This is a genomic window from Actinopolymorpha alba DSM 45243 (assembly GCF_000373925.1).
Classification (GTDB): Bacteria; Actinomycetota; Actinomycetes; order Propionibacteriales; family Actinopolymorphaceae; genus Actinopolymorpha; species Actinopolymorpha alba.
The window spans coordinates 138,689-161,543 of the sequence record NZ_KB892812.1 but is presented as its reverse complement, the minus strand read 5'-3'; the positions used below and the strand labels follow the sequence as shown (position 1 = coordinate 161,543).

At 65.4% G+C, this 22,855-nt stretch carries 15 protein-coding genes and 1 pseudogene; 6 read left to right on the top strand and 10 right to left on the bottom strand.

The window, feature by feature from the left end:
* Nucleotides 1-261: 261 nt before the first annotated feature.
* The 3 genes from B141_RS0135525 to B141_RS0135515 form a co-directional block, all read right to left on the bottom strand.
* Entirely contained in the window at nucleotides 262-2,040 is a 1,779-nt protein-coding gene (locus B141_RS0135525) for an ABC transporter ATP-binding protein (RefSeq protein WP_020579937.1), read from the bottom strand.
* Nucleotides 2,033-3,874 carry an ABC transporter ATP-binding protein gene (locus tag B141_RS44565; RefSeq protein ID WP_020579936.1) on the bottom strand — a complete coding sequence of 614 codons (1,842 nt, stop codon included), beginning with the start codon at nucleotides 3,872-3,874 and terminating at the stop codon, nucleotides 2,033-2,035. The genes B141_RS0135525 and B141_RS44565 overlap by 8 nt, the downstream gene beginning before the upstream one ends.
* Nucleotides 3,875-4,051: 177 nt before the next feature.
* Nucleotides 4,052-4,729 carry a hypothetical protein gene (locus tag B141_RS0135515; protein WP_157181541.1) on the bottom strand — a complete coding sequence of 226 codons (678 nt, stop codon included), beginning with the start codon at nucleotides 4,727-4,729 and terminating at the stop codon, nucleotides 4,052-4,054.
* A 55-nt stretch (nucleotides 4,730-4,784) separates the two neighbouring features.
* Between B141_RS0135515 and B141_RS0135510 the strand changes: the two genes are divergently transcribed.
* The 3 genes from B141_RS0135510 to B141_RS0135500 are packed head-to-tail and all read left to right on the top strand — an operon-like array spanning nucleotide 4,785 to nucleotide 10,025.
* The gene (locus tag B141_RS0135510) at nucleotides 4,785-8,570 is read left to right on the top strand and encodes an ABC transporter ATP-binding protein (RefSeq protein WP_157181540.1); all 3,786 of its coding nucleotides are present in this window, start codon (nucleotides 4,785-4,787) and stop codon (nucleotides 8,568-8,570) included.
* Between the two features lie 58 nt (nucleotides 8,571-8,628).
* Entirely contained in the window at nucleotides 8,629-9,114 is a 486-nt protein-coding gene (locus B141_RS44560; protein ID WP_020579933.1) for a nucleoside deaminase, read from the top strand.
* A 5-nt stretch (nucleotides 9,115-9,119) separates the two neighbouring features.
* Complete coding sequence (locus tag B141_RS0135500; RefSeq protein WP_020579932.1) at nucleotides 9,120-10,025, top strand: TIGR03619 family F420-dependent LLM class oxidoreductase; 906 nt, start codon at nucleotides 9,120-9,122, stop codon at nucleotides 10,023-10,025.
* A 53-nt stretch (nucleotides 10,026-10,078) separates the two neighbouring features.
* On the opposite strand, the gene B141_RS0135495 is transcribed toward B141_RS0135500, so the two are convergent.
* Nucleotides 10,079-12,211: an ABC transporter substrate-binding protein gene (locus B141_RS0135495; RefSeq protein WP_020579931.1), complete on the bottom strand. Its 2,133-nt coding sequence runs from the start codon at nucleotides 12,209-12,211 to the stop codon at nucleotides 10,079-10,081.
* Nucleotides 12,212-12,522: 311 nt separating this feature from the next.
* Here B141_RS0135495 and B141_RS0135490 point away from each other — a divergent pair, with 311 nt between their 5' ends.
* Nucleotides 12,523-13,491 carry a phosphotransferase family protein gene (locus B141_RS0135490; RefSeq protein ID WP_020579930.1) on the top strand — a complete coding sequence of 323 codons (969 nt, stop codon included), beginning with the start codon at nucleotides 12,523-12,525 and terminating at the stop codon, nucleotides 13,489-13,491.
* A 599-nt stretch (nucleotides 13,492-14,090) separates the two neighbouring features.
* On the opposite strand, the gene B141_RS44555 is transcribed toward B141_RS0135490, so the two are convergent.
* The gene (locus B141_RS44555) at nucleotides 14,091-15,386 is read right to left on the bottom strand and encodes an HNH endonuclease signature motif containing protein (RefSeq protein ID WP_020579929.1); all 1,296 of its coding nucleotides are present in this window, start codon (nucleotides 15,384-15,386) and stop codon (nucleotides 14,091-14,093) included.
* Nucleotides 15,387-15,738: 352 nt separating this feature from the next.
* On the opposite strand from B141_RS44555, the gene B141_RS0135480 reads away from it, so the two are divergent.
* On the top strand, nucleotides 15,739-16,365 hold the full coding sequence (locus B141_RS0135480) for a maleylpyruvate isomerase N-terminal domain-containing protein (RefSeq protein WP_020579928.1): 627 nt from the start codon (nucleotides 15,739-15,741) through the stop codon (nucleotides 16,363-16,365).
* A gap of 56 nt (nucleotides 16,366-16,421) precedes the next feature.
* Here the strand turns inward: B141_RS0135480 and B141_RS0135475 are convergent, their stop codons facing one another.
* The 3 genes and pseudogenes from B141_RS0135475 to B141_RS0135465 form a co-directional block, all read right to left on the bottom strand.
* Nucleotides 16,422-17,672: an NHL repeat-containing protein gene (locus B141_RS0135475; protein WP_084678727.1), complete on the bottom strand. Its 1,251-nt coding sequence runs from the start codon at nucleotides 17,670-17,672 to the stop codon at nucleotides 16,422-16,424.
* 181 nt (nucleotides 17,673-17,853) lie between these two features.
* A pseudogene (gene rho / locus B141_RS44550) lies at nucleotides 17,854-19,053 on the bottom strand (transcription termination factor Rho); the annotation flags it as partial.
* Between the two features lie 321 nt (nucleotides 19,054-19,374).
* Nucleotides 19,375-20,964 (bottom strand): ABC-F family ATP-binding cassette domain-containing protein, encoded by a 1,590-nt coding sequence (locus B141_RS0135465; protein ID WP_020579925.1) that lies wholly within the window; start codon nucleotides 20,962-20,964, stop codon nucleotides 19,375-19,377.
* A gap of 364 nt (nucleotides 20,965-21,328) precedes the next feature.
* Between B141_RS0135465 and B141_RS0135460 the strand changes: the two genes are divergently transcribed.
* Nucleotides 21,329-21,568, top strand: coding sequence for a DUF7683 domain-containing protein (locus B141_RS0135460; protein WP_020579924.1), 240 nt, complete (start codon nucleotides 21,329-21,331; stop codon nucleotides 21,566-21,568).
* 13 nt (nucleotides 21,569-21,581) lie between these two features.
* On the opposite strand, the gene B141_RS0135455 is transcribed toward B141_RS0135460, so the two are convergent.
* Both B141_RS0135455 and B141_RS0135450 read right to left on the bottom strand, forming a co-directional pair.
* The gene (locus B141_RS0135455) at nucleotides 21,582-22,496 is read right to left on the bottom strand and encodes a hypothetical protein (protein ID WP_157181539.1); all 915 of its coding nucleotides are present in this window, start codon (nucleotides 22,494-22,496) and stop codon (nucleotides 21,582-21,584) included.
* A complete protein-coding gene (locus B141_RS0135450; protein WP_157181538.1) occupies nucleotides 22,493-22,795 on the bottom strand; it encodes a hypothetical protein in 303 nt (100 codons plus the stop codon). Before B141_RS0135450 ends, B141_RS0135455 begins: the two co-directional genes overlap by 4 nt.
* Between the last annotated feature and the right edge of the window lie 60 nt (nucleotides 22,796-22,855).

The window sequence follows — 22,855 nt, the reverse complement described above, 5'->3', positions numbered from 1 at the left end:
GGGTGCCGGCCCGCATCCGCCGAGGTCGAATCCATACCCGAACACTAGCGGCGACCACCGACAAGACCCGGCCCCGAAACCCCAACAAAACAAGGGCCTCCAGCATCCGGTAGGGCCTCACCGCCCACCACTAGGTCCGCATTCCGTGATCATGAAGCCAGAAAGGGCCATACGTCCCGAAACCCTTCACGATCACGAACATGATCACGGGACCTGGAGCGCGGGGCCGGGAATGCGGCAACGGAAGAGTCGGACAGGGCGTCAGACGTACGACCTTGCCTGGAGGGTGTAGAGCTCGGCGTACAGGCCGTTCCGCTCCATGAGGTCCTCGTGACCGCCAACCTCGACAACCCGCCCGTCGTCGATGACCAGGATGAGATCCGCCGCGCGGACCGTGGAGAACCGGTGCGACACCAATACGGTGACCATCCCCTGCGACGAGCCGGTCCGCGCCGCCTCGGCGTACCGCTCGAACAACGCGTGCTCGGTGGGTGCGTCCAGCGAGGCGGTGGGTTCGTCGAAGAAGACCATCAACGGGTTGTCCCGCATCAACGCGCGTCCCAGCGCGAGTTTCTGCCACTGCCCGGTGGACAGGTCAACGCCGTCCTCCCAACTCGAGCCCAGCTGGGTGTCGATGCCATGCGGAAGCTTGGGTACGACGTCGCCCGCGCCGGCCCGGTCCAGCGCACCCACCACGGCGGGCTCGTCGTCCAGCCGCGGTAGGTCACCGACGCCGACTGTGTACTGGGCGGAGAGTTCGAGTTTGGCGAAGTCCTGGAAGGCCGCCGACAGCCGTTGCCGCCACGCTTCGACGTCGATCTCGGCGAGGTCGACACCGTCGACGAGGATGCGCCCCTCAGTTGGTTCGTACATCCGGGTCAGCAGTTTCACCAAAGTGGTTTTGCCGGCGCCGTTCTCACCAACCAGCGCGAGCACCGCACCCGCGGGCACCCGCAAGGAGAGGTTGCGGAGCACCCATCGTTGCGTACCCGGATAGCGGAACGAGACGTTCTCGAACACGATCCCCTCGCCCAGCCGCTCCGGCGCTGACCGGTCACCAGATCGGCGCGCAGCGGTCGAGGTCGAATAGTCGCGCAGCCAGAGCAGCCGCCCAGCCGCTCGCAAGGACTCACCGAGGCGCGCCACACCGTGAATCGCCCATACCACCTGCTGGACGCGTTGGCAGGTGAAGACGGCGAGCACCACGTCCCCCGGAGTCGACCGGCCGCGGCTCGCCTGCCAAAGGACGAAGCCGATGGCACCGACGTACGCCGCCGCGTAGATGAGCTCCTGAACGCCATGTGCGAGGTCGATCCGCAGTCCGGCGCGCATGCCCGGACGTCGGGCAGCCTGCCAGGTATCTGCGGCCCGCGCCCGCAGCTCATCCTGCAACGCGAAGACCCGGATCTCCATGCCAGCACCACGGTCGTACGCCAATCGGCGAAGGTGACGGGCCTGCCGGCTCGGCGTGGCTGACTCCTCCTCGGCGAGCTTGTTCCACTTCTGCTCCCAGCCGGCCACCGGAATCGCGGTCAATGCGAAGAGCACCAGGACCAGCAGTAGCGGATGGACGACCACCAGCATGACAATCACACCGAGTCCGCCGACCACGTTGGTGACGGAGTTGATCAGGCTGTTCATCGCGCCGCCGAGCGCACCCTGGCCCTGCCGAAGCAGTTCGAGCCGATCCTGGTAGTCCGCACGCTCGTGGTGGTCCAGACCCGGCAGTGCGGCCGTCAGCCTGGTGATCTCCTGGTCGAACGCGAAACCCACCTTCTCCGACAAGGTGATCCGTATCATGTTTCCGCTGAGACCAATGCCCCAGGTCGCCAGCACCCCGGCGAGTAGGCCGATCACCCCTGCCGTGATCAGCCCGGTGCGTTGCTGGAGTACGCCGTCAGTGACAAACGCCAGCCACAGACCGTTCAGGGGCCAGCTGAGCCGGCCGATGGGTTCGAGCACGAGTCCGAGCGAACGCCACGGGTCGGTTCGTACCGCGGTCGCGACCAGGATCCGCAGTCCGCGCCATTGTTCACGCATCCCCGTCTCCCGTCCCGGTCGTGGCCGACTCCGCCGCGAACCGCTGCGCCTGCAAGGTGAACATCCGGTCGTAGCGACCGCCGAGCGCGCGAAGCTCGTCGTGCGTACCGTCCTCGACCATCCGGCCGTCCGCGATCACCACGATCCGATCCGCGTGCCGGACGCTGGCCAGCCGGTGCGACACGAGGATGGTCGTGGTCTGGCTGGTGAGTTCGAGGAAGCGGTCGAACAACTCGGTCTCGGCACGTACGTCGAGATTGGCGGTCGGCTCGTCGAGGATCAGCAGGCCGGCCCCACCGCGAATCGCGGTCAGGGCGCGAGCGAGCGCGACTTTCTGCCACTGGCCACCCGACAGGTCTCGGCTGCCTTCGTAACCACGGGCAAGGACGGTGTCCCAGCCAGCCGGCATGCTCTCCAGTAGGTCAGCGCCGCCCGCGTCTGTCAGTGCCTGCCGAAGCGCGTCGTCGTCGTTCGTCAAGGCGAGGTTGCCGAAGCCAACGTTGGCACGCAGCGGAAGCTCGTAGCGTAGGAATTCCTGGAAGATCACGCCGATCCGATCGCGGGCATACTGCGGTGTCTGGCCGGCCACCCGGATCGTTCCATCGCCGGGCTCGTACAACCCGCACAACAGCTTGATCAGCGTCGTCTTACCGGCGCCGTTCTCGCCCACGATGGCGAGCGACTGGCCGGGCGGGATCGTGAGGTCCAGACCGCGCAGCGTTGGCTCATGCCGTCCGCGGTAGGTGAACCAGACGTTTTCCAGACGTACGCCGACCGGGCCCGTGGCGGTTTCGGCTGCTGTCGCGGGCGTCTTGACCAGCGAGCGATCACCCGCCAGCCGGCGTTCGAGATCGAGCACCTGTCCGGCCACCACCAACGCACGGCTGGTCGCCCACTGCGGGTCGCCCACCCACCCCAGCGACTCGGTCGCGAGGATCGCCTGAACGAAGACCACCACCTGGGCCACCGAGATCGTGCCCTTGCTCGCCTCCCATCCGAGCACCGCCAGCACCACCGTGTGTGCCACGCCAACGGCCGCCACTGCACCGACGGTGCGTATCCCTTCGGTGAAACGATTCCGCCAGATCCGGCGCATCGACGCCAGCCAGTTCTCGGCGTACCGCACAGTGACCCAGGAGGCCAGCCCGAACACGCGGATCTCCTTGGCGGCCGGCGCCTCAACGGCGAGTCCGCGCAGATAGCGGGAGCGTCGCATCTCACTCGCCGCGCCAGCGCTGAAGCCGAGTTCGATGCCGTGCTCGACCAGCCGGCCTATCATGATGACCACCACCCGCCAACCAGCGAGCAGCACGAACGGCGCCCACCAGGCGAACGACAGCAGGATGATGAACGCACCGATGCCCGTCGCGCGCTCCTGCACCACCGAGCGAAGGTTGGAAACGGTGCTGAGGAAGTTGTCGGTACGTTCGACTTCCTCGAGCGCCGCGAGCTCGTTCGCGACGTCAGGGTCCTCCAGACGTGCGATACCAGGAGGTCCGAGGGCGGCCTTCGCCACCGTGTCGTGGACAGCCTGTGCGTACGCGTTGTCGAGCACCCTGACCCAGTGGGAGGTTGCGGTCTGAAGGACCGCGCCCCCCACGAACGCCGCACCAAGGAGGCCGAGCGCGACTAATGCACGATCGCCTTCTGGTGAGTCGAAGCCCTGGCGTACCGCGTCGGGCACCGCGGCCACCAACGCGCCGGTCGCGAGAATCAGGGCGGTGGGGAGCAGACCCTGAGTGATGGCGAGAATGCCGACGACGACCGCCCGCCATCTACCGGCCCGCCACAGAAGAACGCAGAGAGCTCGCCATCGTCGCAGCCGACGCCTCAACGCAACCCCTCCCCGTACGAACCACCCGCGTCCACGGCTTACCAGCAGAAGGACAGCACAGCGATCCGCCGGCACCGCCGAAGTGACAGTAGTGCAGCTGGTCTTGGGGCGAACAGACTTCACTACTCGTTTGCCGCGCGCGGCCAATCCGCCTGCGCAGGCGACTGCCCGGGCTGGTTACCTCTGGTCGTACGCCGCGAAGGCGGCCTCGATTCGACGGCGGTCGTCGGCCGCGTAGTCGCGAGAGAAATGCGGGATCTCCAGGAAGTACCTGCAGCGGTCCCTTGGAATAACGCGGAAGAACTCCGCTAGGTCGGCGTGAATCTGCTCCTGAATCAGGCCACCTGCCACACCGACCAGATCGATCAGCTTGAGGTGGCCGTCCGCGGCCCGCATCACGTGATCTTCAAGGTCGATGCCCATCCAGAAACGCACGTTCTCGCGGCACTCCTCGTCGAGCGCACGCACCGCAGCGCGAGCGGCCCGGAAGTCCGGGTCGGGATCGGCCTTGTCCTTCCAGCGTTCGAGGAAAGCGGCTTCCTCGTCGGCGCTGACCTGCGTCAGGAATTCGAGGACGGCCAGGTGGCCACCGCCTTCGAGTTCGGAGACGAAATCGATCCGCGGGAAGTACGCATTGCCGTTGGCACGTCGGCACAGCTCGACAAACCACGGATATGACGGCTCGAACGCACTGACCCGCGCGGCCAGCCTGCCACCGGGCGATCGGAGCGCGATGGCCCAGTCACCCTCGCCACACTTCGTCCAACCGAGCGCTTCCAGCCGCGTGCGGGCCCCGTGGTGGTTGATTGCCGGCCACGGCACATCGTCGTAAACGGCGAGATCTGGATCGGACATCTGGTGCAGGATAGGACACCCGCCCAGGAAGTCCCACACAATAAGAGGAGCATGGGTGTCTCCTGATCACGGACGTGGTGTCACTTCGGATGCTGGCCGAAACTCGGGGTGGATCCGGCGGTTGCTCGCCTACTGCTGGCGGTCCCGCCGTTCCGTCCTGCTGGCAATCTCGGCTTCCCTGGGGGCGGCCGGAATCGCCGCTCTGACCCCGCTGCTGGTCCGGCAGATCGTCGACGAGGTCATCCTGGCCGGGCGCCAGTCGCTCGCGCCCTGGCTGTTCCTTCTCGTTCTCGCCGGCGTGGGGACCCTCGCGTTCTCCCTCGCCGATCGGTGGTACTCCGGCCGGGTGGGCTTCGACGTCGAGTACACCTTGCGTACCAATCTGTTCGAGTCCCTGCAGTTCCTGGACGGCGCCCAGCAGGACCGGCTGCGCACCGGACAGCTGGTGAGCCGGGCGACCTCTGACGTGTCGATGGTGGAGCGGCTGATCGTGGTCGCCCCGCTCCTTGCCGCGAACCTGCTGCAGTTCGCCGTCTCGCTGCTGATCATGGCCGTGCTGTCGCCCACGTTGACGATGGTGGCGCTGGCGGTGACGTCGCTGTTGTTCGTCGTCGCGAGGCGGAGTTCGAGGTCATTCTTTCCCGCGACCTGGGATGCGTCGCAGCGCCAGGGCGAGGTGGCCGCCGTAATTGAGGCTGCCGTGACCGGCGTCCGCGTGGTGAAAGGATTCGGCCAGGAGCACCGCGAGCAACTGAAGCTGGAGCGCGCCGCCGCCGTGCTGTTCGGCTCCTCGATGCGCGTGGCTCGGCTGACGGTGCGCTACCTACCGCTGTTCCGCAACATCCCGGCAGTCGGCCAGGTTGGCATCCTGGCGTTCGGCGGCTATCTGACGTTGAACGGATCGATCACGCTGGGCACGTTCCTGGCGTTCGCGACCTATCTCGGCTCGATGATCGGCCCGATGATGCTGTTCGCCAACCAGCTCACGCAGGCACAGGCCACCAAGGCCGCCGCGGTCCGGATCTTCGAGATCATCGACGCCGAGCCCACGCTCCGCGACGCCAGCGATGCCCGCGAGGCACCCACCGGTGCGGTGCCGATCGAGCTGCGGAACGTGACCTTCGGTTACGAGCCTGTCAATCCGGTGTTGCGGGATGTGAGCCTACGGTTGGAGCCAGGCGAGACGCTCGCCCTGGTGGGTGGAACGGGTTCGGGAAAGTCAACAGTGGCGCTGCTGCTCGCGAGGTTCTACGACCCCTGGCAGGGGTCGATCCACCTCGGCAGTCAGGACCTGCGCGAGCTGTCAATGGCATCTTTACGGCAGCGGATGGGCATGGTGTTCGAGGACAGCTTTCTGTTCTCTGACACGATTCGCGCCAACATCGCGTTCGGCCGACCCGATGCCACCGACGAGGATGTCGTAACGGCGGCGCGGGCCGCGGAGGCGGACGCGTTCATCCGTACCCTGTCCAACGGCTACGACACGGTCGTGGGTGAACGCGGACTCACTCTGTCTGGCGGCCAGCGGCAGCGGATCGCGCTGGCCCGGGCGATCCTCGCCCATCCGTACGTCCTCGTGCTCGACGATGCCACCTCAGCCGTGGACGCGGGAGTCGAGGCGGAGATCCATACCACGCTGCACAAGGTGATGCGCGGTCGTACGACGATCCTTATCGCCCATCGCCGCAGCACCCTCCAGCTCGCAGATCGGATCGCCGTCCTGCATCACGGACGTGTGGCCGATGTGGGTACGCATGAGGAACTGCTCGCGCGATGCCCGCGGTATCGCCTACTGCTTACCGGGCACGACGCCGAGACCGACGGCATCGACAGCGATGACGTCGCCGACGACCTCGCCCAGGCGGAACCGGACACGAGCACGACCGGGTTCACGCCGAGCCTGTGGTCCAACCCGCCCGAGGACGACCCTGTAGCCAGCGGCGCGCTCGGCGGGGAAGGACTACCGCCGGACCAGCAGGCGAAGGTTGCGGCCCTTTCGCCGGCTATTGACTCCCCTGATCTCGACGTCGAAGCCGCCCGGCAACCCGAGCCGGCGTTTGGGCTCCGGCGCCTGTGGCCGCCTTTCCGAACGGGCATTCTCGTCAGCACGGCGTTGGTCACCGTCGAGGCGGTGGCGCAGCTGGCCATCCCCTGGTTGACCCGTTCAGGGATCGACCAGGGCGTCACTCGCAACGCCCCTGGCGTCCTCTTCGCGATGTGTGGCCTGGCGCTTGCCGTTGTGGTGTTGGGCTGGGTGGTGACCAGCCTGAACATCCGGGTCGTCACGCGCAACGGCGAACGTCTCCATTACTGGTTGCGGGTCAAGATGTTCGCCCACCTGCAACGGCTCGGGCTGGACTACTACGAACGCGAGCGTGCCGGCCACGTGATGACCAGGTTGACCACCGATATCGACTCCGTCCGGGAATTCGTTCAACGCTGGGTCGGGGAACTCGTGGTGGCAGCTCTGACCTTCCTCGGCGTGGTCCTCGCGCTTCTCCTCATCAACGTCAAGCTCACCTTGGCAACCCTCAGCCTGCTGCCGGCGTTCGCCGTCGCCATCATGGTCTACCGGCGCACCTCCACCCGGGCGTACGAAGCGACCCGGGACCAGCTGAGTGCTGTCAACGCGAACTTTCAGGAGAACATCGCAGGGATCCGCGTCGCCCAGGCCTACGGTCGTCAGCGCCGGAACGTCGAGATCTTCCACGATCTCGCGGCGACTTATCGCTCGCTTCGCATGCGCGCCCTTCGCAAACTGGCGTTGTTCGTCTCGTTCACCGAACTCACCCACCAGGTGGCGATGACGATCGTGCTCGGAGTCGGTGCCGGGCTGGTCGCCGGCCGCGAACTCACGGCCGGCGGCATCATCGCGTTCACGTTGTACCTCACCATGCTGTTCTCGCCGATCCAGATGTTCTCGCAGGTGGTGGACGCCTATCAGCGTGCCAAGGTGGGCTTGCGCCGGATCCAGGATCTCCTGCGTACGCCGAGTTCTACGGAATCGCCCGCCGAACCAGTCATCGCCGGCAGACTGACCGGCCTGATCGAGTTCGACCAGGTGCGGTTCGGCTATGCCGCCGCTGTTCGAAAGGACGCCGGAACGCCCGGCAGCTCCGGCGAGGAAGCACTGAAGGGGATCAACCTACGGATCGAACCCCGCGAGACGGTCGCGATCGTCGGCGAGACCGGCGCCGGGAAGTCGACCCTGGTCAAGCTGGCCGCGCGGTTCTACGACCCGACCTCGGGTGTGGTGCGTGCCGACGGGCAGGACCTGCGCGTGTTCGACTCCCGGGCGTACCGCCAGCGGCTCGGCGTCGTGCCGCAGGAGGCGTACCTCTTCAACGGGTCGGTGCGCGATGTGATCGCATACGGCCGACCCAATGCCAGCGAGGCAGACGTCGAACGCGCCGCCCGCACCGTCGGCGCACACCAGATGATCGCGAGTCTCAAGCACGGCTACCTGCACCCGGTCGGCGAACGCGGCCACAGCCTGTCTGCCGGCCAGCGACAGCTCCTCGCCCTCGCCCGCGCCGAACTGATCAATCCCGACATCCTGCTTCTGGACGAGGCCACCGCCTCCCTCGATCTCGCAACCGAGGCGGCGGTAGCGGCCGCCACCAGCCGGCTCGCCGAGCGGCGTACCACCCTGGTCATCGCGCACCGGCTCACCACCGCGCGGGCGGCTGACCGGATCGTGCTGATCCACGACGGCGAGATCGCCGAGTCGGGTACGCACGACCAACTGGTCCTGGCCGGTGGGCGCTATGCCGAACTATGGCGCACCTTCTCTGACGACGAGCAGTCGGGCACACCCACCCAGCTGAGTACGCCGTCCTGAACCGTCCAGGATTTCGTACTTGACCCTGACGCTAATGTGACGGTTTACCGTCACCGTCATGACGAACACGAACGACCAGAACCAGCCGAGCGACGGCGAGCTTCTCCGGGAGGCTATCCGGCTGGCTCTGGACAATGCCGCGGCCGGTCACCCGCCGTTCGGGGCCCTCGTCGTCCGCGACGGGCAGGTGATCGCCACCGGCGTCAACACCGCCGAGCAGGTGAGCGACCCGACCGCTCATGCCGAGATCGAAGCCGTCAGGGCGGCGTGCCGGGAGCTCAACACGCTGGATCTCTCGGGGGCGATCGTCGTCTCCAGTTGCGAACCGTGCGCCATGTGCCACACGGTGTGCGCGGTCGCGGGGATCACCCGCATCATCTACGCCGCACCCAAGGAGTTCGTGCCCGACCTCGGCGGCACGCCGCGGCCCGACCTCGTGGAGATGCAGGCCGTGCTGCGTGGCCTCGCCGGCGACTCCATCCAGCACATCGCCACGCCCGGCGCCGACGAACCCTTCACCCGCTTCGTCGAAACGATTGGTTAGCCCGCATGAAACTCGGACTCAACATCCCCAACTTCGGGCCGGGCACCGACCCGGATTCCCTTGCTGGCTGGGTGCGCTTCGCCGCTGACGCCGGGTTCGACCTGGCGATGATGTCCGATCATGTGGCGGTCACGCCTGATGTGGCCGCCATCTATCCGCCGCCGTTCTACGAACCCTTCACCACACTCGCGTGGTTGGCGGGGATCACCGAGCACATCAAGCTTGGCACCACGGTAGCGATCCTGCCGTACCGCAACCCACTCTTGACAGCGCGGATCGCGGCGAACATCGACCAGTTCAGCGCCGGGCGGTTCATCCTCGGTGTCGGCGTTGGCTGGTCTGAGCAGGAGTTCGCCTCGCTCCACGTTCCGTTCAAGCGGCGAGGTGCCGTCACCGACGAGTTCCTGGCCGCGATCACCACGTTGTGGACGAACGACATCGCCTCCCACGAAGGGGAGTTCGTGTCGTTCCGTGACGTCCACACAGCTCCTCGACCGGCCCAAACGCCGCATCCGCCGATCTGGATCGGAGGCGCCAGCCCGGCCGCACTCAGAAGAGCCGTCGCCTTCGGCGATGCGTGGCATCCTGTCAACGCGCCGCTCGACTGGCTACGAAACAAGGGCTTGCCGACGTTGCGCGCCATCGCCGAGGCAGCGGGACGTCCCGAACCCACGCTCAGTCCACGGATCCGCCTGCACCTGTCCTCGACGTCCCTCGACACCGACGAACGCCGAGTCGGCGAAGGAAGCGTCGCGCAGGTGCTGGGAGATCTGGAAGAACTCGCCGACCTCGGTGCTGAGTACGTCGTTCTCGACACCAATCCCGATCACCCGTCAGACCGGCGGCCGACCAATGAGGACTGGGCAATGCTCGAGACCATCGCCTCCCGGAAAGCTGAGCTCACGTCCTAACCGGGTGGAGCGGCTGGGAGCCGAGGTGAGCGCTGGGGTGGGTGTGACCGGTGTCAGGCGTGGGCGCTCGGGTTGGTCCAGAAGTACGCCTCCGGATCGTAGACGGCGGGTGTCGGATGCGCCCAGGTGTTGACCATGCCACCGAGGGCCAGCTGTGCACGGGTCGGCACGTTCCGCAGATCCTTCTTGTGCATGGTTACCTGCGGATAGTTGGCCACCGTTCCCATGAAGAACGGCCCGTCCTCGATGTGAATTTTGATCATTTCCAAGACGATCCTGCGTCGCTTCAAGCCGTCGACCTCTGACTTCGCCTGCGCGTAGAGGTCCCAGAGGCGTGCGATGGGGCTCCCGGGCTCGGCGTTGATCCGGGGTGGGGTGCGCTTCCACGGGTCGACGTCGAGTTCCTTCTTCTCCTCTGACGTTCCACGCAGAGTCCACATCCGTCCGTGCAGGGGTGCCCAGCGCCCGGGCTCGATCGGCACGAACCACCATGGTCCGGTGATGTGGTCGGGGCCGTCACCGACCTCCCACGAACTCTGGGCCATCAGCTGGCCGTTCTGCCACCTGTCACCGAAGCCTTCCGGCGCGATCGGGTTGATCTTCACCGTGAGGCCGAGGGCTTCCCAGTCGCGCTTCAGGAGGTTGTTTTTTGCCTCGTGCTCGTTGCTCAGATTGGCGGGAACGTCGATCCTGATGACCAGCTCGCCACCACCGGGCAACGTACGTTTGCCATCATCCCCAACGCTGACGCCGATCTCGTCGAGCATTCGCTTCGCCTTCTCTGGATCGTAGGCGACGTAGGCGTCCCGCCACTGCTTGTAGATCTGCTTGCCCTGCGAATCCGCTTGATATTCGACCGCTTTCGGGCTGTACGTGCCCGTGGTCTTCTCGCCCGTATTGAAGTAGATGGCCTTCTGGGCCTCTGAGCGGTTGAATCCATGAGACAGCGCCTGCCGAAACTTCGGATTACGGATCAGCTCCCGCAGCTTCGCCTCGGGGTAGTCGTAGTTGAAGAAGAACACCGAGCCGGTGCCGGAGCCGCTGTCCCAGAGCAGCAGCTCCATCCCGTGCCGACTCTGGGACTGCTTCATGCCGGAGATGTCGCCCAAGCCAATCGGGATGAAGGCACCATGAACGTAGTCGATCTTGCCTTCCTGGATCTGGAGCTTCATCACCTCAGACTCTTGTACGACGCTGAACACCAGCTTGTCGACGTACGGGAGTTGGTTGCCTTTCTTGTCGACGCACCAGTAGTAGGGGTTGCGCTCGAGGACGATCCTGCGGCCCTCTTGGAACGAGGTCGTCATCCAACCAGCCAGCGTCGGGCATCTCGGGTCCATCACCCAGTTGGTGTGCAGGTCGTGATCCTCGTACCAGTTCTTCTTGGTGACCTTCTTGTTGTACTTCGGATGCCACTGCTGCAGGTAGTGCTTCGGGAGGAACCAGCCGCTCGTGTCGACCCCGTTCGCCAGGAGCGCGGGCGTCAACGGCGTAGCGCTGTCGAACTTGAGGACCAACGTCGTGTCGTCAACCGCCGCCAGCTTCATCGGCGTTCCGGATCCGGACCGGGCCGAGTCCGGCGGGAGGGCCGGGTGCACGTCGTCGATGACCAGATCCTCCCACCAGTACAACGCATCCGCGCTCGTGACGGGTTGGCCGTCGGACCACTTCAGGCCCTGGCGAAGGTGCAACGTCCACTCTGAAGCGTCGGCGTTGGACTCCCAGGACTCCACCACTCCGGGCCCGATGTCGAGGCCGTCGTTGAGCCAGCGAAGCAGTGAGCGGCCGTACATGTACTCGTTGATGATCGGGCTGTCGGACGCGCTGACCAGTCCGAGCAGAGTGCCGCCGTAGTTGCCGATCTCACACCAGTGGTGGGGTATGACGTACGGCCGCGCGGGCAGGCGTTCCTTAACCGGAGGGAGCTTTCCCGCCTTCACCTGCTCGGCGAGCGCCGGCGCCTCAGCGAAACCCTGTGGCGGCTCGAGGGGCTTCTTCGCCGACCCTTTGGTCTCCGCCTTCGTGTCGCCCGGACCGCTGGGGCTCTGTTTGGCTTGCTGGCCATTCTCGCCAGAGGTACACGCCGCCACCGTCAAGGTCATCGCCGCGAGGGCGGAGCCGTACAAGACCTGGCGCCGAGCTATCCGCGCGGTCTCCGGCGCCCGCCATCCTTCGCTTGGTGTCATCGCGAGCTCCTTCCAAGAACCCTGCCGCCGGCATGCATCTCTTGGATAACGCGATCGCACTACATCTCTGAGCATGAAGCGGACGCCGCGCGCCGAGGCCAGAACGAAGGGACGCCTGACGACCGGCAACCCGTCGTCACGATCGACGGCGGTCCAGTCTTCCGTCCAGCGCATCGGAGCACACGGAGTGGAATAGCTCAATTCGGGTTGACTTCGCTTCAGCGTATAGAGGAAGGGCAGCGGCAACCATCGCGCTGCCGGCTCCGGCCACGCCGATAACGGCATGCGCACTGCGCGTATCGTCGGCGAGAATGACGACGCTGAGGAACGACGTGGGACCCGAGCCCAGCTCCTTGTATGAGGACGCGCGCCGCTTGCTGTCCCGGTTCGGGGCCGATATCGAGTGTGCCGAGCGGCCAGAGAACGGTGCCTCCAACGAGGTCTGGCTTGCCGATCAGGTCGTACTCCGCGTCAGCCGCAGCCCCGACGGATCATTGGAACGCGAGGCGGCACTCGCGGCGATCCTGCCGCTTGAGGTCGGCTACCCGGCCGTTCTCGGGTGCGGAACAGATGGTGGCGTGGAGTGGATGGTCACCGAGCGGCTACCGGGGATCAACCTCGAACGGGCCTGGCGAGATCTCGATTCCTCGGCGCGCATCGACGCAGTTCATGATCTGTGGTCGAGACTCCACGCGGCCCACCGCACCGATGTCGACGCCGCACGCCGCATCGGCTGCACGTCGACTCCGTTCTACGCACTTGAGAAGAAGAACGCGCGGAACCTGCTGGACTCCCTCACCGAGCAACAGGTTGTCGACCCGGCTCTGCGTAGGCGCCTGCGCGACATTCTCGACCAGATGTTTGGCGAGCTGAGCAGGGTTCCGGTCGTCCTGACCCATACTGACGCGGGGCCCAACAACACAGTTTGGACGGCGACGCAGGCTGTACCTATCGACTTCGAGTTCGCCTGTGTCGCCCCCGCCGACCTTGAACTCGAAAACCTCTTCCGTACCCTGTCCTGGCAGCCCGGATGGGACGCCTCTCCGTACCTGCGGGATCGTGTTGGCGAGCTGCTCACCAAACCTGGGGCCCACGCCAGGTTACGGGGCTACGCGGTCCTCAGAGACCTGTGGGCGCTGCGGCTCTGGTTGCGTAAAGCCCAGCTTGACAGTGAGGTGAATGGCCGGGGCGTCGATGCCGACGACCTCCAGACCTGGGCACCCCTGCTCCACCTTCGTGCTCATGCGGACCGGACGAGTTGGTTGGCGAAGATCTGCTGATCGAGTCCGACCCAGCCCGCCCGCGGCCTTACGGTGTTCCGGATCCCTGGCGTACGACGAGCTGGTTGCTGACGTCGACGACACCACGGGTGTCCCACGCGTCGTCGCCGGCCGCTCACAGTCGTAGTAGTAGCGAGAGTCGGGATACGTCCAGGGGCCGGCATCTCGACCAGCGGCGTGCGGTCAACGGCGCACCCCGCAACGTGATCAGGATCGCTCGGGCGTTGCCACGCGATCAGCGGCTAACGGCCCTCTCGAGTTCGGCCTTGCTCATCTTCGAACGGCCGCTGATGCCCTGCCGCCTGGCGTCGGCGTACAGTTGCGCCTTCGTACGCCCGCCTGGACCGGTGCCAGACCGCCTGCCTCCGCGCCGACCGGAGGAGATGTCCTTCACCGAGGTCGCGCTCCGCTGCCTGGACTCGCCGGGCCGTGCGAATCGGCATGGAGAGCCAACTCGTTGGCTGCGTACGGTCGACCCGGGTATGCGTTGAATCCCCGAATTGGGAGGCAAGGTCGGGTTGACGGGGTACGCGACACCCCCATCGGTTGGCGGGGTGGTTCTGCCGTGCACCGGGTGACGCTCTGCTGCTCCTGCCCCGTCAGGTTCGGAGTCGGTTGTTGCGGACGGGGTTGCGTTGCTGGTCGACCCATTCGGGGGGAATGAATTCGGGCACCCCGTCCGGTGCCATGCGGACTTGCCAGGCGCCTTCGTGGATGAGGCGGTGGTGGTGACCGCAAAGCAGTGCCCCGTTGGCGAGGATCGTCGGCCCGCCGTTGAGCCACGACCTGATGTGGTGGCCGTGGCACCACGCCGGCGGCCGATCGCAGCCGGGGAACGCGCAGCCTCGGTCTCGTAGCTCGAGGAGTTTGCGGAGTCTGCCAGTGAAGAACCGGGTCCCCTCGGAGAGGGCTACTTCGCCGTCGCGGATGCCGAACCAGCTGACCTTGGCGTCGCAGGCCCACTCTTGGACGGTGCGCGCGGAGACGTAGGTGCCGGTACGCAGCAGCCGTCCCAACCCGGTGCCGTTGACCAGGTCTTCGTCGGTGATGGTGACAACGATGTGCGGTTTCTCTCCACCTTGGGTGGGTGAGGCGCCGGAGTCGCCGTAGCGGCGGAGGAGTTCGGCGAACCCGTCGCCCCTACGCTGGGCCGGAGTGCGCGGGTCCAAGCCCTCCGCTGTCGTCGGTAGCGGTTTGGACAGCGGCTCCAACAGCGTGCGGAACAGGTCCGCCGTCGTGGGATCAAGCTTCCCGCGAATATGGGTGCCCGAGCCGTTCGGGTCATCATGCAGGGTGAGTTCTCGCGCCCGGGCGGCTTTCGCTTCTTCCTCGGCGAGATTCTTGGCGAGCACCTTGTCGGCCAGATCGGGGTCCACGGCGTTCAACACCGCCCGACCCAGACCAGCAAGGTCTTTGGGGTCGAACACGCGGGCATGCTCGACCAGCACCTGCTCGGCCTCGGCCCGGGTCTCCTGCCCGGCTTCCTTCGGCAGATCACGGATCGCCTTCGCGATCACCCTCGCATGGTCGACGCTGATCTCACCCGCGTTCAACGCCAACTGCACAAGCGGCAAAGCCGTGTCCAGGTCGTTCGCCAACCCGACCGCAGATCGGGCGTGTTCGGGACGCATCCGCAGCAGCGACGACAACAAGGCAGCGGTACTGGTCGCACCAGCCGTGCGGCCGAGGTCCTGCCGATGGGCCTCGCGGATCACCTGAAGCTGGACCGCATCGAGCTGGGCCTTGAGAGCTTCCAGGCCGACCAGAAGGTCGATGATCTCGTCACCGGGAGTCGACCACAACGGCGCACCTGACTCCTCGGCGAGGCGGACACGTATCCGCTCGACCAGCACCGAGAACGGGTGCCGGCCCGCGTTCGCCGAGGTCGAATCCATGCCCAAACACTAGCGGCGACCACCGACAAGACCCGGCCCCGAAAACTCAACGAAACAAGGGTGTCCTGCGACTCTGGCCGGCCTCCGTCTCTACCGTCCGCGGGGTTACTACAAGGCCAGCGTCCCGTGATCATGAAGCCAGAAAGGGCTATATCTCCCGAAACCCTTCACGATCACGGTCGTGATCACGGTCGTGATCACGGAAAGAGGTCGCCAGGAAACCGCCCGCGACCCCGTACGTCATCGCGGGCAGTCGGGAGTTCATTACGCGACTTCGGGCAGAAATTCTGGCGGTGGCATGATGCGGGTAGCTGGTCACCGGCCGGTTGGTGACGTGTGGAGGGAGGCCCCGATGGGAGTACGCGACGACTACCTGACGGTCGCTGGTTCGGCGTTGGCGTTGCTGAAGGACCCCGCTGTCGCGGCGAAGTGGGACGAGCCGAGCGCGCTCGAGGACTTCCAGGTTGGAGGCCTCGCCGCCCATCTCGCCAACCAGATCTTCGTCGTCCCACAAGCGGCGCCATCCGCGGGGCCAGCGATCTCGCTCCCAGAAAACTATGCCCGGTCGTCCTGGGTCGGGCAGGACCTGTCCCATGAGGTGAACGTTATGGTCCGCCGGGGAGGCGAGGAAATCGCGACAGAGGGCGCCGCAGCGCTGGTCAAGCGGGCTGAGGACTCCCTGACCCAGGCGCGGGCACGCATCGCCGACGCGTCCGAGGATCTCATCGTGCGCCCGAGGTGGTCGGGCTGGGATCTTACGTTCGACGACTTCCTGACAACCCGGCTGATGGAACTCGTCGTTCATTCCGACGATCTCGCCGTGAGCGTGGGGGTTCTGACTCCATCCCTGCCTGAGTCGGCGGTCTCCCGAGTGGTCAGCCTCCTCACCGACCTGGCGGTAAGCCGACACGGTGCGACGGCCGTGATCCGCGCACTGTCGAGAGCCGAACGCGCCCCCGCGACCATCTCCGCACTCTGACTCCGATCACGGTACCGCCGCCTGCCGTGCGGCAGCGAAGCGCTCCAGCGCGCGGCTCACGGACCTGTCGAGACCTGGATCCGGCGAATGCTGGTGAAGGGTCGCACCCACGCGACGACGGCCCGGCCGGAGGCGCTGACATCCACCTGAGGAAACTCGCCGACTCGGCTAATGACGGTGGCGCTGCCGAACGTTCCACTTCGCCCGATTCTGGTGGAACGAATGGTGCCGTAGGAGGCGTAGACATCTGGCGGCCCTTCCCAGACCGCCACGCCGTCACCGTCATCATCAAGTTCGATATCGGTGAGACGACCGGTTCCGATTGTGACGGTCGGTCCGAGTGTGTCGGTACGCGAAATCCGCCGAGCGTAGATGCTGCCTAGATCCCCTCGGTCCCAGGCCACCACGATGTCGCCTTCCAAGTCACTGGCGACCTTGAGGTTGCTTACCCCATAGGTCAATGATGAGAGCCGACGCAACGTGCCAAGCTCCCCCGTAGGCTTCACTTGGCGCGACCAGGCCGCCTGGGTGAGTGCCGCATCGTCCCACCGTCGCCATACGACAACACCATTTCCATAGCGATCCACGGCCACGGCGGCTCCAGAGTGCCCATCGAGGGGGCTGATCCTTGGCGAGACGGTCCTCACCGGACTAAGCGTTCCCGCAGCGTTCATCACCCGGGAGTAAACCGCGTCCTGCTCGGCCCAGGCGATGAGGGCGTCTCCTTGCCTGTCGACGGCCACGCTCGGGGTCTCCACCGGCTGCCGAGGGCGAGCTGACAGCTGGACGATCGGTCCAAGCCTGTTGTCGCGGGCAATGCGGCGAACCATCGGATGCCTCAAGCCGTCTGGGGCAGGCCGTTCGCTCCACGTGACCACAGCGTCGCCATCCGGGTCGATCGCAACGTTCGCGAAGAGGGCCTCGGAGGTACTCGCCGAGATGGCTTGAACCGGACCGACCACGCCAGTGCGAGATACCCGCCGCGCATAGATGCGATCCGTGTCGGCCGTGGAGCCATGCCACACCACAACAGCGTCCCCGTCGTCGTCAAGCGCGACCTGCGGGCTACTTGGCGGCTGACCGCTCGGCGAAAGCTGTATCACAGAGCCCAACTCGCCGGACCGAGACATGGTTCTTGCTCGGAGACGGGTCGTGTACGGATAGGACGTGCTGACCTCACACCACACCATCAGCGCGTCACCCTCTCGGTCCACGCCGACGGTCGGCCAGCTCGCGTTCCAGTCTGCTGACGACACCGACCGCTCGGTGCTGTAGGCCGCCAGCGCCGAGTCAGCGCCCACAAACATCATTGAGAGCGCTGCGACCGAAGCGGCTATACCTACCGACCACCTACGCCTGACCATCACATTCATCCCTCCCCGGCGCGAAGTGAGGTCGCGCCACATTCGCCGGCAGGATCCCCTCCCAAGCGGGCCGAGTCTGCCGGGTCCAGCGGCGCTCGGCAAGGGGCTGGCAGAGGGACCGACCCTAGCCGGGTAGGTGGCTGAGGAACTCGGCGTTCGTACGAGTTTTACGTAGGTATTCGAGCAGATAGTCGGTGGCCTGTCGGCCGTCCCTGGCCTGCAAGGCTCGGCGCAGCCGGTGGGTTACGACCAACTCATCCGGCGACAGCAGGAGTTCTTCCTTGCGGGTGCCGGATGCCTCGATGTCGACCGCCGGATAGATCCTTCTGTTCGCGAGCGTGCGGTCGAGCTTCAGCTCGGCATTGCCGGTCCCCTTGTATTCCTCGTAGATCAGGGTGTCGCCGGCCGAACCAGTTTCGACGAGCGCGGTGGCGAAGATGGTCAGCGAACCGCCGTTCTCGATATTGCGGGCGGCGCCGAGCAGCCTCTTCGGCGACGACAACGCCGTCGAGTCGACACCGCCGGTAAGGGTACGACCGGATGTCGGGGCCGCCAGATTGTACGCACGGCCAAGCCGGGTGAGCGAATCGAGGAGTACGACCACGTCGTTGCCCAGCTCGACCAGGCGTTTGGCGCGTTCGATCGACAACTCGGCAAGGGAAATATGGTCGACGGCGGGTCGGTCGAACGTCGAGCCGATCACCTCGCCCGGCACCGAGCGTTCCAGGTCGGTCACCTCTTCGGGGCGTTCGCCAATCAGGACGACCATCAGGTGACACTCCGGATGATTCTTGCCGATCGCGCGGGCGATATCCCGCAGCACAACGGTTTTGCCGGCCTTGGGCGGCGCGACGATCAGCGCCCGTTGCCCCTTCCCGACAGGCATGATCAGGTCGATGGTCCGAGCGGTCAGATTGTGCGGATCGGTCTCCAGCCGCAGTCTCTCGTCTGGATACAGCGGAACCAGTTCGGCGAACCTGGGCCGCCCGCGGGTGTATTCGGGCTCCGCGCCGTTGATCGTGTCGATGCGTACGAGCGGAGGGGACTTCTGGCGTTGACGGGGCGACTCACGGGGTTGGCCGGCCATCCCGCTGATCAGATCGCCGGTACGCAAGGCGTACTTGCGGATGAACGCCATCGAGACGTAAGCGTCGTCGGGCGCGGGCAGATAGCCGTTGGCGCGTACGAAACCATGATGCTGTGTCGGATCCGGCCCCGAACTTCGTTGCGGCCCACCCCCGCCGCTCCGCAGATCCACGATGCCATGGACCGGAGTACGGGCTTCGACGTGAGCGTCTGGCGCTCTGCTGATGTCCTGCCTGTCTAGCAGGCTGGTATTGCTCATGCACAGTCTCCTTACGACGTGCGAGTCAGAAATGAAGGTGTGATTGGTGGTTCGCCGAATGGAGCCCACGATCGGCCGGCCGCGGAGACCGCGTACCCAGCGCGTGTGCTTGCGGATGAACGGTGCGGTGCTCCGCGCCACCGCAGAATGATCGAGAGATCGCGAACCTTAGAGTCCCAGGAACCTCGCGGGAGCGAATCCGAGTCGCTTGCATCCACAAGGTGAGACAGTCTGAACTGTAACAGCCATCTGGTAGGCGGACAAGGGCACACCCGCCTACCAGACCTGAAACGCTGGACGTCAGCTCCAGGCCCCAGCCACCTCCCGGACCCTCCCGCCGCTCTCGAACGCCAGCGTCCGATCGCAGACCTTGTCGATGAAGTAGCGGTCGTGGCTGACCACGACGACGGCGCCCGGGAAGTGCACGAGTGCGCGTTCCATGACCTGCGTACTCGTGATGTCCAGATGATTGGTGGGCTCGTCGAGGATGACCACGGCCGCGCCCGAAAGCAGGCACTGCGCGAGCGCGACCCTGGCCTGCTGCCCGCCCGAAAGCGTGCCGATCTTCTGGTTGAGGTCCAGCTCGGAGAACCTGAAGAGCGACAGGAAGCGGTTGACCTTCTTGCGCGGCGAGTGGAACGCCAGGCTGTCCGGTAACGCGTTGACGGCATGGCTCACGGTGTCCTGCGGGTCGAGGTTCGCCAGAAGGCGGTTGTAGTAGGCGAACCCGACTCCTTTACTCCAGACAACGCGCCCTGAGTCAGGGCTGGCGATTCCTGCCAGGAGATCGAGGAGAGTGCTCTTACCGGAGCCGTTCGGCCCCACGATCGCCAGGCGATCCCCGCGATGGATCTCGAGCGACACGTCCTCGAAGATCGGCCTACCGTCGTAGGATCTCGCGACGTTCTCCACGCGACAAAGGTCGTTGGCGACGTAGAGGTTGTTGTAGATGTCGGTGACAATACGGTCGACCGGGCGGGGTGTGACATCTTTCTTGATGTCAGCCAGGCGCCGTTGAAGTCTCCTGCCCGGATTCTTGGCGGCCTCGCGCCGATCGGCCAGCGCCTCCTGCTCGTACACCAACAGCTCTTCCTCGTGGACGAACTCCCGCTCCAGCGTCTTGAGGCGGAACTGCTTCTTGCGTACGTAGTCGCCGTAGTTGCCTTCGTACTCCTGGAGGCGGTAGTTCTCCACCTCCGCGATGCGATTGGCAACGACGTTGAGGAAATGGCGGTCATGGGAGACCGCGACCAGCGCGCCGCGGAACTTCTGGAACCATCCTTCCAACCACCGCAGGCCATCGACGTCGAGGTAGTTCGTCGGCTCGTCCATGAGCAGTACGTCAGGCGCCTGTAGGAGGATCCGCGCCAACGCGGCCCGGTTACGCCAACCACCGGAAAGCTGGCTGATCGGGAGGCGGCGGAGCTCTGCGCTGAAGCCGAGCCTGCTCAGCACCGTGTCGATCTGATTCTCGTACGTCCAACCGCCCAACGCTTCCATCTGCTCAAACAGTGCGGCCTGACGGGCGAGGAGATGGCTCATCGTGGAGTCGTCGGCCACATTGCCCAGAGCGGTCTCGATGTCGGCCAACTCCTTCTCGACGGCGTGCACGTCGGCGAAGAGCGCGTCCAGAACCTCAAGGACGCTCGCGTCCCCGCTGAGCTCAGAGAACTGCGAGAAATAGCCGATACTGATGCCTTCGGTGATGTCAACCGTGCCGGAATCCGGGCTTTCCCGCACCAGGATCAGGTTGAGCACCGTGGTCTTACCGGCGCCGTTCGGCCCGATCAGACCAACCTTGTCGCCCTCACCCACCCGGAAGTGGACGTTGCGCAGGATCTGGTGACCGTCGAACCTCTTGCTGATGTCGACGAGGCGAATCCAACTCACGTCTTCGACTCCTTCGAACGAACGACTGAAGCCTGGTCTCCTGGTCCTGGTCCACGCCTCCGCATTGCCCTGAAACGAAAGCACCCGGGGTCAGGAGACCAACCGGGCCGCGATGGTCCGGTGAGATCTCCTGACCCCGGGTGCACTCACGACGTAAGCTGCCCGGGACCAGGCCAGGTTGTGCTCAAGAGCCTAGCGACGGCCTCCGCCCTGTGCGAGTCTATTTTCGGACGGTACCTGGACACCCCTTTCTGCTTCGTCGATCGAACGCAAGGACGCGCAAGGAGCCATCTTGCGCGGCCTGCCTGACTGTCCGCGCGGCCTCGCGAGTGATTATCGAGACCGTCGGAAGAGGAGGTACGGCATGTCGGTCGTACGCGAGATTGTCGGATTCGATCAGGAGGACGCACTCGTCTTCTCTCAGGAATTCCCTGAGGAGAAGATCGATGAGCTGCGGCCGTTGTTTCAGTACGGCGACGATGAGCAGTTGTACGCCGGGTCCTATGAAGTCACTGACGACAGCCGCGACCGGGTGGCCGCCATTCTCGGGATCGAACTCCGGCCGGGCCTCGCCTACTACATCGAGGCATCCGAGTCAGCGTAGGTCACTGCGCGGATCAGAAGCCGCTGAGCCCGTTGATCCCCTTGAGACCGGCGCGCTTCCACTTCTCGAGCATGTTGTCCACGATGTCTACAGCGGAGTCGCCGAGGTTCTGCCAGCCGCCGCCCTCGATGTCGCCGATCTTGTAGCCGTCCACGGCGGCGGCGTTCACTCCCATGATGCCGACCAGCCCCGCGTGCGCCCAGCCGACCTTGATCATGATCTCGTCCATGACCCGGATGATGGTCTGGACGGTCTTGATCAGCGGCCGGCCGAAGTTGCGGATGGACATGGCGACGCCCTGGCCACCGGGGATGGCCATCGCGATCCAGAATGCCACCGCCATGGCGGCGAGGATCACCATGATCACCATCGCGATGAGGAGCTGGACGAACCGCAGCATCGCCGTCAGCGCGGTCATTGTCGCCGTGACGTAGCCGAGCTGGGCCGTGGCGAGGATGCCGGCTCCGTGCACGGTGAGAAGGGTGCTGAATTCTTCCTGGTCAGCTGCCTTCCAGTTCTGATCAGTGATGCTGTCGCCGTGCCTGCGCAGCTCGTCGTAGAGCTGGCTGCCCAGCTTGGCCGCCTCATGGATCTTGGAGCATGCCTCCATCATCTTGGCGGTGTCGGTACGGATGAGGAACAACCGCATCGGCACACTGGTCAGGGCGTCGGTCGGGATGAACTGCGTGACGATGCTCTCGGACTTGCCGAACCGGATCACCCGGGTCGTCCTGCTCGTCCGATTCGAAACCTGGGTGGAGATCCGCTGCAGGACCTGCTTCAGGAGAATGCCGCTCTTGGCGGCCGAGACGGGCAGCAGGAGCTCAGGGAACGCCGCGCAGGCGGCCAACGACGAGTAGAACGCGATGTTGCCGAATTCCTTGCCGGGACCCACCGCACCGGCCATGGAGTCATAAGGATTACTCATTCGCCTTCCCTGAAGGTGTTGCGTTCTTCGGTCGCTTCCCAGTTCCTCGACGTCGCCTGGGCGGCGTCGTTCAGCTCAGCGGAAATCTCCTGCTTGATCTGGAAGGACTGCTCGACATACTCGGAGCCGAAGAAGAAGGACGCGACGACGAACATCCCGCCCCCCTGGCCCGCACCCATCATGGCTTCCTGCGCCTCGGCGGCGAGCCGGCTCGCCTGCGGCATGGTCTCGTTGGCGGAGCGTTCGATCCGCTTGCCCAGCTCGCTGACGTACTCCCAGTCGACGACCTTTGGTCCCATGCCAACGAAGCCTACGGTGAAAGTGACCGCCTGCGGAACGACGGCCGACCCGCCTGTGGA

What these genes read in the sequence shown, in the direction of transcription:
- B141_RS0135490 (WP_020579930.1), top strand. Translation starts at nt 12,523, where the DNA reads ATGACGACGCTGAGGAACGACGTGGGACCCGAGCCCAGCTCCTTGTAT.
- B141_RS44555 (WP_020579929.1), bottom strand. Translation starts at nt 15,386, where the DNA reads ATGGATTCGACCTCGGCGAACGCGGGCCGGCACCCGTTCTCGGTGCTG.
- B141_RS0135500 (WP_020579932.1), top strand. Translation starts at nt 9,120, where the DNA reads ATGAAACTCGGACTCAACATCCCCAACTTCGGGCCGGGCACCGACCCG.
- B141_RS0135455 (WP_157181539.1), bottom strand. Translation starts at nt 22,496, where the DNA reads ATGAGTAATCCTTATGACTCCATGGCCGGTGCGGTGGGTCCCGGCAAG.
- B141_RS0135515 (WP_157181541.1), bottom strand. Translation starts at nt 4,729, where the DNA reads ATGTCCGATCCAGATCTCGCCGTTTACGACGATGTGCCGTGGCCGGCA.
- B141_RS0135525 (WP_020579937.1), bottom strand. Translation starts at nt 2,040, where the DNA reads ATGCGTGAACAATGGCGCGGACTGCGGATCCTGGTCGCGACCGCGGTA.
- B141_RS44560 (WP_020579933.1), top strand. Translation starts at nt 8,629, where the DNA reads ATGACGAACACGAACGACCAGAACCAGCCGAGCGACGGCGAGCTTCTC.
- B141_RS0135495 (WP_020579931.1), bottom strand. Translation starts at nt 12,211, where the DNA reads ATGACACCAAGCGAAGGATGGCGGGCGCCGGAGACCGCGCGGATAGCT.
- B141_RS0135450 (WP_157181538.1), bottom strand. Translation starts at nt 22,795, where the DNA reads ATGGGACCAAAGGTCGTCGACTGGGAGTACGTCAGCGAGCTGGGCAAG.
- B141_RS0135475 (WP_084678727.1), bottom strand. Translation starts at nt 17,672, where the DNA reads ATGTTTGTGGGCGCTGACTCGGCGCTGGCGGCCTACAGCACCGAGCGG.
- B141_RS0135480 (WP_020579928.1), top strand. Translation starts at nt 15,739, where the DNA reads ATGGGAGTACGCGACGACTACCTGACGGTCGCTGGTTCGGCGTTGGCG.
- B141_RS0135460 (WP_020579924.1), top strand. Translation starts at nt 21,329, where the DNA reads ATGTCGGTCGTACGCGAGATTGTCGGATTCGATCAGGAGGACGCACTC.